Raw genomic sequence first — 12,339 nt, forward strand, 5'->3', positions numbered from 1 at the left:
GGTGGACCGAAAGCCGTAGCTTACCGGTCCACCTGCGGGTTACATCACCGTTTAGGAGAGGGTGTCAAAGCCCAGCTGCAGGTCAGCGAGAATATCGTCGATGTTCTCAATACCGACTGCCAGGCGGACGAAGTTCGGGTACACGCCAATCTTCTCCAGCTCCTCAGTGGAAAGCTGGGAGTGGGTGGTGGAGGCGGGGTGAATCACGAGCGAGCGCACGTCACCGATGTTCGCCACGTTGGAGTGCAGCTTCAGGGCGTCCACGAAGTCGCGGGTCTGCTCCAGGGTTGCGTCCTTGAGGGTGAAGCCGAGAACCGCGCCGGGGCCCTTGGGCAGGTACTTCTGTGCACGCTCGTACCAGGGGGAGGATTCCACGCCAGCCCAGATAACCCTGTCGACCTGCGGGTTTGCTTCGAGCCAGTGGGCGACCTTGGTGGCGTTCTCAATGTGGCGTTCGATGCGCAGGGAGAGGGTCTCCAGACCGATGCCGATGTTGAAGGCGTTGGTCGGGGAGATTGCGGCGCCGGTGTCGCGCAGCAAGGAGACGCGCGCCTTCAGGATGTAGGAGAGGTTCGCACCGAATGCGGAGTCCTTGCCCAGGTCGCGTGCGTAGACCAGGCCGTGGTAGCCGGGGGCGGGCTGGTTGAACTTGGGGAACTTCTCGGGGTCTGCACCGTAGTCGAAGTTACCGGAGTCAACAATCACGCCGCCGATGGAGGTGCCGTGGCCGCCCAGGTACTTGGTTGCGGAGTGGACCACCACGTCCGCGCCGTGCTCGATGGGGCGCAGCAGGTAGGGGGTGGGTACGGTGTTGTCCACGATCAGGGGCACACCGTTTTCGTGCGCAATCTTGGCGATGGGCTCAATGTCGAGCACGTCGTTGCGGGGGTTCGGCACGGACTCGCCGTAGAAGAGCTTGGTGTTGGGGCGGACTGCGGCGCGCCATGCGTCCAGGTCGTCCGGGTCCTCAACGAAGGTGGTTTCGATGCCAAGGTCGGCGAGGGTGTACTTGAGCAGGTTGTAGGTGCCGCCGTACACGGAGGGCGATGCGACCACGTGGTCACCGGCGCCGGCAATGTTCAGGATTGCGTAGGTGATAGCTGCCTGACCGGATGCCAGCAGCAGCGCGCCAACGCCGCCTTCGAGGGAGGCGATGCGGTTCTCAATAACTTCCTGGGTGGGGTTGTTGAGGCGAGTGTAAATGGGGCCCAGCTCGGCGAGGGCGAAACGGTTCGCGGCCTGCTCGGCGCTGTCAAAGACGAAGGAAGTGGTCTGGTAGATAGGTAGTGCCCGAGCTCCCGTTGCGGCATCCGGCGCCTGACCTGCGTGGATCTGGCGGGTTTCGAACTTCCAACCTGCGGGGTTGGCGGGAGTCGGGACGGTAGTGTTGTTGCTCATGCGTGGCTCCTAATGGGGATTCTTAGGGGGCCGCATGCCGATTGGTACAGGAATCGTCGTCGAATAATCCTGTCACGATTGATGTACCGTTTTCGGTCACATCGGTCCCGCGCTTGCGTCACGCTTGTGCGTGCCGCCCGGTCTTCACCCAGGGCACCCCACCGCGGAGGAGGGTTGCCGGCCAGCTAGCTGGGGCTTATCGCTGGCGCTCTTGACCTGTTATTTAGAGTGTCACAGGGCACGGGGCGGGGTCAAGGGTTTTGTGGGTGGAGGGTACTTTAAGACATTTCATTGCAAAGATGACGTTTTTTAACGTCTGTAACAAAAACCCGCCTGCAACAAAACGTGAGTGACGATGCCGGGTGGGGCAGTCGGGTTTGGAGAACACCCTTCCACATACAGTAACCCCCATCACTTTTATCCGCGCTTTTCGGTACACTGAGACTACAACACTGACTACATATACACTCGCGCAGGGCGCGGCTCACTACGCCGTTTATCCTGCTCAGCATCCCTCCGGTATAGGGGCCAGAGGGTCATACCCGAAGGTTACCTACCATGTCTCTTGTTCTTGATGCGGCGCAGCTCAGCCGCGTCTTTGGCAAAGGTGAAAACGCTTTTACCGCCGTCGACCGGGTGTCGCTTCGCGTTAGCTCCGGTGAAATTCATGCTCTCCTCGGCCCCAATGGTGCGGGCAAAACGACGACCGTGCAGATGTGCTCGACCCTGCTCACTCCTACCAGCGGTAGCCTCACCGTGAACGGTGTGGATGCTATCGCTCACCCGCAGCGGGCGCGCCGTCACGTGGGCCTAGCGTTGGGCGGGGAGAACGGCTTCTACCCGCGCGCCGGTGCCCGCGACAATCTGCTGTTCTTCGCCGATGTTGCGGGGGTTTCCGGGCGGACCCGACGACACGAGGTGGAGCATGCCCTAGCCCGTGTGGAACTCACCGATGCGGCAACGCGGCCTGTCCAGGAGTTTTCCCGCGGCATGAAGCAGCGCCTACATATTGCCCGCGCCCTGCTCGGCTCCCCCGCCCTGATCCTGCTGGACGAGCCGACCAACGGGCTCGACCCCGATATCGCCCTGACCGTGCGTGCCCTCATCCGTTCTCTCGCGGAAGACGGCGCCGCCGTTCTGCTCACAAGCCACCTCCTGGGCGAAATTGAGGACCTAGCGCACACCATCACCGTTTTGGGCGCCGGTTCCGTTGCGGTGAGCGGCACCCTCGAGGACGTTGCCGCGCACGCAGGTATTGCCGCCACGACCGTGGTTCAGGTGGACCCCACCGCCACCGAGGGTCTTGATACACTACGCGGGTTCCTCGGCGATAAGGCGGCGGTGCTGTTTGCCCCGCGCGGATCCGGCTGGGAACTGACCCTCTACTGGCATGGCGAGCGCGCCACGTTCGAGGCGGGCGAGGCTCACCGCATCCTCGCGGAGGGCCTTGCCGCCTCACGCATTGGGGCACGAACCGAACCGTACACACGCCCGGCAACCTTGGAAGAGGCATACCTGGCAATGGCGGAGGGGCTCAAGCGATGAACGCTCAGACGCAACGCTCGGAAGAGTTCCAGCGGCAGGGTCGACGGTACGACCTGTGGCAGGAGTGCGCCCGCCAACTGCGACTCATGGGCTTTAGCCTGCGCCAGTTCCTGACGGTCCCCTACTTCATTCAGCTGCTCATCAGTACGGTACTCGGCTCGGTCATCCTTCAGGCGCTCGCCGTGCATGCGGCGGCGCAGAGCTCCGCGGGTCACTCCGTTGACCCGACCCTCGCGTGGACCCGCGCGGGCATTGTGGGCATGTGGTCGGTCTGCATCGTGTCTGCGGGCATCATCAATTTCGAGCGTTTCCGTGGGACCCTCGTGTACCTGTGTTCGGGGTCGATTTCTCCGGTGCGGGTGCTGGCGGCTATCGTTTCGAGCGCCTCCATTGTGGGTCTGGCTGCCTTGCCCCTATCGTGGGCGGTTTGGGCTCTTGTGACGCTCAACCCGCAGGTCACGGATTTTTCGATACTCTGGCCGCGCTACGTTCTGGGCGTTCCCCTGCTGTGGCTTGCGTGCCTGTCGATCACGTTCATGATTGCGGTATTCTTCGTGGCCACGCCGAACGCTATCGCCTACGAGGAGCTATTGCTCGTGCCGGTTTTTATTCTTTCCGGGGTTCTCTTCACAACCATTGAAGCGCCCGCCTGGCTGGATGCCGCGGGCGTGCTCATTCCCCTGCAGGCGCCGGTTCACCTCCTACTTGGACGTACCGCCATCACTACCCCGACGGATGCACTCCTGCCCGTAATTCAGACCCTGGTCGTGAGCTTCATCTGGGCGTTGTGCGCTTTCCTCTTTGCTCGGAAGGCTCTCGCCTCCGCCCATCGTCGCGGCACTCTGGGGGCGATGTAGCGTGCGTGTTCTCTCTACTGATTCTCTGCCCGGCGTGGTGCGTCGGGCGCTGTCTACCGCCTCTATTGGCTGGTCGTCGTCGATTACCTTCGCAACCCTCGGAACGGCTATCACGACCCTGATTCTCGTACCCGGTCTTAACGTGCTTTTCACGGTGCTTCTGGGTGCCGACCTCGCCGCAAACGATACGGTACGCATCGGCTGCGCGACCGCGCTGATTGCCACCCTCAGCTCGGTGGCAGCCGGCATTGTCGCGCGCGTTGCTACCGACCGGTGGATTGGCGTCTTCGAGTACGTGTGCACGGCACGCCCGGTGGATGCGGGCTACTGGCTGGGCGCGGCGGCGGTGCCCGCGCTGCTGGCGTCCGTGACGGGGCTGAGCAATGTGGGTATCGTGTGGCTGCTATCCCTCACGGCACCCTCTACCGGGGCGGCTTCGGGGCTTCTGCTCGGCGCCATCGCACTGATGCCGGTTGCGGTTTTGGGAGGGGTCTGCCTGGGCATTTTTGCCGCCGGGCTGGGCCTGTACCTGTCCGATCCGTACACCGGGTCCAATTTTCTGTCGATTATCCTGCCGGTCAGCGCGGGTGTGATCGTTCCGGTGAGCACCTACCCCACGTGGCTTGCGTGGCTGTGTTCCTGGGTTCCCGGGTCCCGGCTGGTGCAGGCTCTAGATACCTCTGGCGGTATTGCAAGCGGCGCCGCACCGGATCTGTTCGCGCTCCTGGCGGTAGACACGGCACTGGCGGGACTCTACGCCGCGGCGGGGTTGGGGCTGACGCTCCTCGCCGCCCGCCGCATCCGCGCCGGTGCCCGCGCCTCACTGCTATAAGACATAACACCCCGAGATAAAAAGAACGAACCTTTTAAACGCTCTCTCTTCTCTCTCTCCCCCCCCCGGCGCACTATCCGGGCATGGCAACCAACCGGGCGCCGCAACCACGAAAGACTATTCCTGTGACCATTACTCCCGCCTCATACACCTTAGAGACTCTAGGGTTCGACCCCTCCTGGCAGGGCGCGGCAATCCGCGCCGCGTTCACCCTCGGCGGTACCCTCGAAAACTTTACCCTCGCCCGTGTCAGCGCCGTGCACCGCACCCGCTACGAGCTACTGACCTACGAGCGGGGTGAGCTCATTAAGCTTTCCGCTCCGCTGCGTCCGGTTGAGAACGACTACGGCGAAGAAGAGTACCCCGTCGTCGGCGACTGGGTACTCACCCAGCCCATCCCTGGAACCGGTAGCGATAGCCAGCCCGCGGAGCACAAACCCCTCGCGATACTGCCCCGGCGAAGCTACCTCACCCGACCCAGCGCCACCCGAGAATCCGCGGATCAGCCTGTCGCCGCCAACGTGGATATGCTCTGCATCGTTGAGCCGTGCTTCCCCGAGCCGTCCATTGGGCGAATTGAACGCTACACCGCTCTGGCGCACGCTTCCGGGGTGCAGGTCGCACTGATTCTCACCAAGGGTGACCTAGTAACGGCCGAACAGCTCACCAACTACAGGGACTCCCTCGCAGGTGGTGTGGATGCGGTACTCGCCGTATGCACGGATAACGGCTACGACCCCGCTCCGGTTGCGGAGCTCGTCGCCGGGCGTACTGCCGCGTTCCTGGGCCGTAGCGGCGCCGGAAAATCCACCCTGGTCAACGCCCTGCTCAACCCCGGAGTTGACCCCCGCGAGGATAGCCAAGAATACCAGGTGCAGGTCACCTCCACGGTCCGAGATGCTGACGGCAAGGGGCGCCACACCACCACCAGCCGCCAGATGCTTGTTTTACCCGGTGCGGAAGGCTCAAGCGAAGGAGACGCAACCAACGCAAAATCATCATCTGGCACGGTGCTAATCGACACTCCGGGCGTACGAGCCCTAGCCGCAACGAGCGATAGCGCCGCGATTGACGAAACCTTCGATGACGTCTCCGGTTACGCTTCCGCCTGCCGGTACAGCGACTGCTCCCACGGTTCCGAACCCGGATGCGCGGTGCAGCAGGCGCTCGCCGACGGCTCCCTCGACCCCGAGCGCTTCGAACGCTACCGCAGGATGATAGCCGAATCCGCGCGTCTACGCCTGCGCTCTCAAGAACGTGAGTACCGGCAGAGTAACCGTGCCTTCACGAAGGCAAACAAGGCGGGCCGCCGCACCCTCATGTCTATTAAGGGACGCGCTAACTAGCTACCGAATTCGCACGTTCCAGAAAAGTACAGGGGCTAATCTGGGCGATACTGCCCAAGCCGCAATATAGTAGCCTGCCTCACTCTTCGATACACTAGAACTAGGCGTGCCCACAGTCCCCCCGCGCACCCTCACCGCCACCCGGCGGCACAGGAACGCGGGCGCAGACGGCACACACCATTCACAAACCCATAACTCAATGAAAGAGGTGGCAGCATGGCTGAACAGAACCTCACCCCGCCCGTACCGAAGAAGGTCGAGCACCGCCGCGAACACCACGGCGACGTCTTCATCGACCACTACGAATGGCTCCGCGATAAGGAAAGCGAAGAGGTCCTCAACTACCTCAAGGCAGAAGCCGAATACACCGAAGCTGTCACCGCAGACCAGCAGCCCCTCCGCGAATCCATCTTCAACGAAATCAAGGGCCGCACCCTGCTGTCGGATCTGACCGTCCCGAACCGTATCGGTGACTGGTGGTACTACAGCCGCATGGTGCCCGGCGGCCAGTACCCCGTCTTCTACCGCTACCCCGCACTGCACGAAGGCGACGAGGTGGTACGCTACACCCCGCCGACCGTCACCCCCGGCGAAGTACTCGAGGGTGAAGTCGTCATTCTCGACTGCAACGAATACGCCAAGGACATGGAGTTCTTCTCCCTCGGCAGCTTCCAGCCCGCACGCAACGGCAAGCTGCTGAGCATTTCCGTGGACGAGAAGGGCGACGAACGCTACGAGCAGCGCTTCCTCAACATGGAAACCGGCGCCTTCCTCGAAGACACCATCCCCAACATTGCGGCGGGATCCTTCTTCATCAACCACGCCGAACAGCTCATCTACCTCGTGCCCGACGAGTCGTGGCGCCCCTGGCGTGTCTACGTGCACGACGTCGGACAGGGCACCGAAGACCACCTGATTTACGAGGAACCGGACAACACCATGTGGCTCGGTGCCGCCATGAGCTCCGACCGTTCCTCCGTGGTCATTACCAGCTCCAACTCCGAGTACACGGAGGTGCGCCTCATCCCCACCCGCGAACCCAAGGGCGAGCCGACCCTGCTCATCCCCAAGAGCGCGGGCATCGAATACTACGCCGAGCCGCTCAACATTGCCGGCGAGCAGCACCTGCTGATTCAGCACGACTACAATGCGTTGAACTCCGAGTTGGTCCTCGCAGACATGCCGCGCGAAGGTGAAAGCCTCGAAGAGTACGCGCAGCGTTGGGTGCCGGTCATCCGTCACAGCGAACACGTGCGCCTGGAAGGCTTCACCTTCACCGCAACGCACCTGGTTGTTACCGCCCGCGCGGACACGACCACCCGCATCTTCCTTGCACCGCGTGAGCAGCTGCCCATCCAGTGGCGCCGCCGCCGCCCCGCCGGCGTGACCTTCATGGAACCTGCCGGCTTCGACGAGGAACTGTACACCGCCTCCGTGCTGCGTGCGGAGAACTACTCCCCCGTGCTGCGCATCGCCTACACCTCGTACCTGACGCCGCGCCGCGTCTACGACTACTTCCCCATGTCGCAGACCCTGCTGCTGCGCCGTGAAACCCCGGTACTCGGCGGCTACAACCGTGAGGACTACCGCGCATACCGCGACTGGGCACCGGCGGCGGACGGCACGCTCATCCCGATCTCGGTGATTCACCGCGCCGACCTGGACATGAGCAAGCCGCACCCGGTCATCCAGTACGGTTACGGCTCCTACGAGTCGTCCATGGACCCGATGTTCTCCATCCCGATGCTGTCGATCCTGGACCGCGGCGTCATCTACGTCATCGCGCATATTCGCGGCGGCGGCGAGATGGGCCGCTCCTGGTACCAGAACGGCAAGAAGCTCGCGAAGAAGAACACCTTCACCGACTTCGTGGACGTCACCAGCTACATTGCGGCAAAGCCCTGGGCTGATGAGGCACGTATCGGCTGCTACGGCGGTAGCGCCGGCGGCCTGCTCATGGGCGCCGTCGTGAACCTCGCCCCCGAAAAGTACGCCGCCTGCCTGGCTGCCGTACCGTTCGTGGATGCGCTGACCACCATCCTCGACCCGGAGCTACCGCTGTCGGCAATGGAATGGGAGGAGTGGGGCAACCCGATTGAGGACCCCGAGGTCTACGCCTACATGAAGTCGTACACCCCGTACGAGAACATCCGCCCGGTCCGCTACCCGGCGATTGCCGCGGTGACGAGCTTGCACGACACGCGCGTGCTCTACGTGGAGCCCGCCAAGTGGATTGCGGCGCTGCGTGAGCAGATTGACCCGTCGTCGCCGGTGCCGCTGCTGAAGATTGACATGTCGGGCGGTCACGGTGGTGGTTCCGGCCGGTACACGCGTTGGCGTGAGATCGCGTGGGATTACGCTTTCCTGCTGACTCACCTGGGCGTTACTGAGTAGCTCATCTCTTAAATAGAACGCTCCGTCTGTATCCAAGTGATGCGGACGGAGCGTTCTTCGTTTTTGTTCTGAGTATGAGGGGCGGGGCGCCGCATATTTCCTCCGCGCCTACGCAGGGGCACCCGTCACCCGGACGCTCCGCCCCTCCTCGCTCCGCATCGGAGAGCGTCCGGGCTGACACCCTGAGGGCGCATCCGGAAAACGCTGCCGCCCCCGCACAGTACCCCAGCGCGGAAAGGCGGTATCGTCCGAACGTGACATCAGGGTGCCCGAAGCGAAGCGAGGGCGGGTGCCCCTGTAGGAACGAGGACGATAACCGCTTTCCGTGCGGAATCCAAGCGGAACCGTGCATCCCGCGCAGAACCTGGAATGAGGTAAAAGAGCGAAAGAGGCGCCGTCTCCCACACGGGAGACAGCGCCTCTTTCGCTAGAGCCGGGTCAGCGGAAGAGCTTAGCCCTCCACGCCGCACTCGGCCAGAATCAGCTCACGCACGCGGGCGGCGTCAGCCTGACCGCGGGTAGCCTTCATGACCTGACCGACGATAGCGCCAGCTGCCTGAATCTTGCCGGCACGAATCTTGTCGGCAACGTCGGGCATTGCTGCCAGTGCTTCCTGAACGGCTGCGGTGAGCGCGCCGTCGTCGGAGACCACGGCGAGGCCGCGTGCCTCGACGATTTCGGCGGGGGTGCCTTCACCGGCGAGGACGAACTCGAGCACCTGGCGGGCGATCTTGTCGTTGATTTTGCCTTCGGAGATGAGCGCTTCGAGGGCGACCACGGTTGCGGGCTCCACGCCGAGGGCGGTGAGCTCAACTTCAGCCTGCTTTGCGCGGCGGGCGATTTCGCCCATCCACCACTTACGGGCTGCTGCTGCGGTGGCGCCTGCGGCTACGGTCTCTTCGATGACGTCGAGTGCGCCAGCGTTGACTACGTCGCGGAACTCTTCGTCAGAGTAGCCCCATTCGCCCTTGAGGCGGCGGCGGCGTTCTGCCGGGGGTTCGGGCAGTTCGGCGCGCAGACGCTCAATCCACTCGCTGTTGGTAACGACCGGTACGAGGTCCGGTTCGGGGAAGTAGCGGTAGTCGTCAGCGTCGGACTTGGGGCGACCCGAGGAGGTTTCGCGGGTGTCTTCGTGCCAGTGGCGGGTTTCCTGGGTGACCTTTTCGCCGCGTTCGAGGATCGCGGCGTGGCGGCGAATCTCGTAACGGACGGCGCGTTCGACCGAGCGCAGGGAGTTCACGTTCTTGGTTTCGGAGCGGGTGCCGAACTTCTCTGCGCCCTTGGGCATGAGGGAGACGTTGGCGTCGCAACGGACGTTACCGCGTTCCATGCGGGCGTCGGAGATGCCGAGGGAGCGTACGATGTCGCGGATTGCGGCAACGTAGGCGCGTGCCAGTTCGGGTGCTCGCTCGCCGGCACCAACGATGGGTCGGGTCACGATTTCGATGAGCGGCACGCCGGCACGGTTGTAGTCGACCAGGGAGAAGGTTGCACCCTGGATGCGGCCGTCGGCGCCGCCGACGTGGGTGAGCTTGCCTGCGTCTTCTTCCATGTGGGCGCGCTCGATTTCGACGGTGAAGATGGTGCCGTCGTCGAGTTCGACGTCCAGGGAGCCGTTTTCGGCGATGGGGCCGTCGGCCTGGGAGGTCTGGAAGTTCTTCGGCGAGTCCGGGTAGAAGTAGTTCTTACGGGCGAAGTAGGACTTATCCGCGATATCGCAGCCCAGCGCCAGGCCGAGCTTGATGGCGGACTCAACAGCGGTCTTGTTCACCACGGGCAGCGCGCCGGGCAGACCGAGCGAGACGGGGGTGATGTTGGTGTTGGGCGTATCGCCGAACTCGTTGGGTGCGGAGTCGAACATCTTGGTGTTGGTGTTCAGCTCGACGTGCACCTCGAAGCCGAGGACCGGGTCGTACTTTTCGATGGCTTCTTCGAAGCTGAGGACTTCTTCACTCATTACTTGGTTCCCCCAAAGTCAAAGTCGCGGATCAGGGTTTCGGTGTCGGGCAGGCTCTTGTAGAGCGGTGCGCCCCATTTTGCGGTGAGCAGTTCTTCGAGTGCTGCGCCGACGCGGTAGAGGCGTGCGTCTTCGCGTGCGGGTGCGGTGAACTGGATGCCGACGGGCAGGTTGTTCTCTTCGGAGAGGCCGCCGGGCAGGGAGAGCGCCGGGACGCCTGCCAGGTTGACGGGCACGGTTGCGACGTCGCCCAGGTACATTGCCATGGGGTCGCCTTCGGTCTTCTCGCCGAGCTTGAACGCGGTGGAGGGCGCGGTCGGGGAGATCAGCACGTCGCACTTTTCGAAGGCTGCTGCGTAGTCGCGCTGGATGAGGGTGCGCACGCGCAGTGCGGCGCCGTAGTAGGCGTCGAAGTTACCTGCGGACAGTGCGTAGGTGCCGAGGATGATACGGCGCTTCACCTCGTGGCCGAAGCCGGCGGCGCGGGTGGCGGCCATGACTCGCTCGATGGTGACGGGGCCGTCTTCGGGTACGACGCGCAGGCCGTAGCGGACGCCGTCGTAGCGTGCCAGGTTGGAGGACACCTCGGAGGACATGATCATGTAGTAGGCGCTGATGGCTTCGGTGACGGAGGGCAGGGAGACCTCAACAATCTCGGCGCCCGCGGCGCGCAGAGCCTCGACGGATTCGCGGAAGCGTGCGAGCACACCGGCTTCGAAGCCTTCGCCTTCGCCGCCGCCGAGTTCCTTGATGACGCCGATGCGCAGGCCGGACAGGTCGCGCTTGCGTGCTGCTTCTGCGCCTGCCTTGGCTTCTTCAACGAAGTTGCCGGGCTCATCGGGCAGGGAGGTGGAGTCGAGCGGGTCGTGGCCTGCGATTGCTTCGTGGAGCAGTGCGGTGTCCAGGACGGTGCGGGCGCAGGGGCCTACCTGGTCGAGGGAGGACGCCATGGCGATGACGCCGTAACGGGAGACGGAGCCGTAGGTGGGCTTGACGCCGACGCTACCGGTCAGTGCTGCGGGCTGGCGGATGGAGCCGCCGGTGTCGGTGCCGAGCGCCAGGGGTGCCTGGAAGGCGGTGACGGCTGCTGCGGAGCCGCCGCCGGAGCCGCCGGGTGCGCGGTCGAGTGCCCAGGGGTTGCGGACTACGCCGAATGCGGAGTGCTCGTTGGAGGAGCCCATTGCGAATTCGTCGAGGTTGGTCTTGCCGAGGATGGGCATGCGTGCTTCGCGGACCTTGCGGGTGACGGTGCCGTCGTAGGGGCTCATCCAGCCTTCGAGCATGCGCGATGCTGCGGTGGTGGGCTGACCCTTGGTGACGATGAGGTCCTTGACGGCGATGGGTACGCCTGCGAGCGGGGGCAGTTCCTTGCCTGCTGCGCGGTCTGCGTCCACTGCCGCTGCGGTGGCGAGTGCTTCTTCAGCGTTGATGTGCAGGAAGGCGTTGAGGCCGCTCTTGCCGTCTGCGCGGTTGTCGCTCAGGGGTGCGCCGTCGGTGGCTGCGATGCGGTCCAGGTGTGCCTGGGTGAGCTCGACGGAGGTGATTTCGCCGGATGCGAGCTTTTCTGCTGCTTCTGCGGCGGTGAGCTGGATCAGTTCGTTCACTTGGTTGTTCTCCTCTTAGTCTTCGTCGAGGATTGCCGGCACGCGGAACTTGCCGTCCTGTGCGTCGGGGGCGCCGGAGAGCGCCTCTTCCTGGGTGAGGGTGGTGACGGGTACGTCTTCGCGGAAGACGTTCTCGAGGGGGATCGGGTGGCTGGTCGCGGGGATGTCGGCAGTTGCTTTCTGCGACATGGTCTCAACGGATGCGACGATGACGTCCAGCTCAGACGCCATCGCGGTGAGTTCTTCATCGGTCATCTCAATGAGTGCCAGCGATGCCAGGTGCTTGACCTGTTCAAAGGTGATGGCAGACATGGTTCTCCCGTAGTTTGTTTTCTTGTCTCTTCTCTAGTGTAGTGGAGGTTGCGTGTTCCGTCTCATTGGGGGTTGGAGGGTTTACCTGCTGGTT

9 protein-coding genes and 1 riboswitch are annotated in these 12,339 nt (G+C 63.6%); of the genes, 5 read left to right on the forward strand and 4 right to left on the reverse strand.

Features of this window, described 5'->3' with window-relative positions; all coding sequences use genetic code 11:
• Positions 1–51: 51 nt before the first annotated feature.
• Entirely contained in the window at positions 52–1,398 is a 1,347-nt protein-coding gene (locus AB8C10_RS05170) for a bifunctional o-acetylhomoserine/o-acetylserine sulfhydrylase (RefSeq protein ID WP_368867062.1), read from the reverse strand.
• 104 nt (positions 1,399–1,502) lie between these two features.
• Positions 1,503–1,615: riboswitch (SAM riboswitch) on the reverse strand.
• Positions 1,616–1,956: 341 nt separating this feature from the next.
• On the opposite strand from AB8C10_RS05170, the gene AB8C10_RS05175 reads away from it, so the two are divergent.
• The 5 genes from AB8C10_RS05175 (at position 1,957) to AB8C10_RS05195 (ending at position 8,372) form a co-directional block, all read left to right on the forward strand.
• Positions 1,957–2,943: an ABC transporter ATP-binding protein gene (locus AB8C10_RS05175; protein WP_368867063.1), complete on the forward strand. Its 987-nt coding sequence runs from the start codon at positions 1,957–1,959 to the stop codon at positions 2,941–2,943.
• Positions 2,940–3,800 (forward strand): ABC transporter permease, encoded by an 861-nt coding sequence (locus AB8C10_RS05180; RefSeq protein ID WP_368867064.1) that lies wholly within the window; start codon positions 2,940–2,942, stop codon positions 3,798–3,800. Before AB8C10_RS05175 ends, AB8C10_RS05180 begins: the two co-directional genes overlap by 4 nt.
• 1 nt (position 3,801) lies before the next feature.
• Positions 3,802–4,632, forward strand: coding sequence for an ABC transporter (locus tag AB8C10_RS05185; protein WP_368867065.1), 831 nt, complete (start codon positions 3,802–3,804; stop codon positions 4,630–4,632).
• Between the two features lie 125 nt (positions 4,633–4,757).
• A complete protein-coding gene (rsgA, locus tag AB8C10_RS05190) occupies positions 4,758–5,978 on the forward strand; it encodes a ribosome small subunit-dependent GTPase A (protein ID WP_368867066.1) in 1,221 nt (406 codons plus the stop codon).
• A 216-nt stretch (positions 5,979–6,194) separates the two neighbouring features.
• Positions 6,195–8,372, forward strand: coding sequence for a S9 family peptidase (locus AB8C10_RS05195; protein WP_368867067.1), 2,178 nt, complete (start codon positions 6,195–6,197; stop codon positions 8,370–8,372).
• A gap of 451 nt (positions 8,373–8,823) precedes the next feature.
• Here the strand turns inward: AB8C10_RS05195 and gatB are convergent, their stop codons facing one another.
• Genes gatB through gatC form a run of 3 tightly spaced genes read right to left on the reverse strand, consistent with a single transcriptional unit; the run spans position 8,824 to position 12,245 of the window.
• Complete coding sequence (gene gatB, locus AB8C10_RS05200; RefSeq protein WP_368867068.1) at positions 8,824–10,329, reverse strand: Asp-tRNA(Asn)/Glu-tRNA(Gln) amidotransferase subunit GatB; 1,506 nt, start codon at positions 10,327–10,329, stop codon at positions 8,824–8,826.
• Positions 10,329–11,933 (reverse strand): Asp-tRNA(Asn)/Glu-tRNA(Gln) amidotransferase subunit GatA, encoded by a 1,605-nt coding sequence (gene gatA, locus AB8C10_RS05205; protein ID WP_368867069.1) that lies wholly within the window; start codon positions 11,931–11,933, stop codon positions 10,329–10,331. Before gatA ends, gatB begins: the two co-directional genes overlap by 1 nt.
• Before the next feature lie 15 nt (positions 11,934–11,948).
• Positions 11,949–12,245 (reverse strand): Asp-tRNA(Asn)/Glu-tRNA(Gln) amidotransferase subunit GatC, encoded by a 297-nt coding sequence (gatC, locus tag AB8C10_RS05210; protein WP_005507016.1) that lies wholly within the window; start codon positions 12,243–12,245, stop codon positions 11,949–11,951.
• Between the last annotated feature and the right edge of the window lie 94 nt (positions 12,246–12,339).

This window comes from Rothia mucilaginosa (assembly GCF_964210535.1).
Lineage (GTDB): Bacteria > Actinomycetota > Actinomycetes > Actinomycetales > Micrococcaceae > Rothia > Rothia mucilaginosa_F.

What these genes read in the sequence shown, in the direction of transcription:
- gatB (WP_368867068.1), bottom strand. Translation starts at nt 10,329, where the DNA reads ATGAGTGAAGAAGTCCTCAGCTTCGAAGAAGCCATCGAAAAGTACGAC.
- gatC (WP_005507016.1), bottom strand. Translation starts at nt 12,245, where the DNA reads ATGTCTGCCATCACCTTTGAACAGGTCAAGCACCTGGCATCGCTGGCA.
- AB8C10_RS05180 (WP_368867064.1), top strand. Translation starts at nt 2,940, where the DNA reads ATGAACGCTCAGACGCAACGCTCGGAAGAGTTCCAGCGGCAGGGTCGA.
- AB8C10_RS05195 (WP_368867067.1), top strand. Translation starts at nt 6,195, where the DNA reads ATGGCTGAACAGAACCTCACCCCGCCCGTACCGAAGAAGGTCGAGCAC.
- AB8C10_RS05170 (WP_368867062.1), bottom strand. Translation starts at nt 1,398, where the DNA reads ATGAGCAACAACACTACCGTCCCGACTCCCGCCAACCCCGCAGGTTGG.
- AB8C10_RS05175 (WP_368867063.1), top strand. Translation starts at nt 1,957, where the DNA reads ATGTCTCTTGTTCTTGATGCGGCGCAGCTCAGCCGCGTCTTTGGCAAA.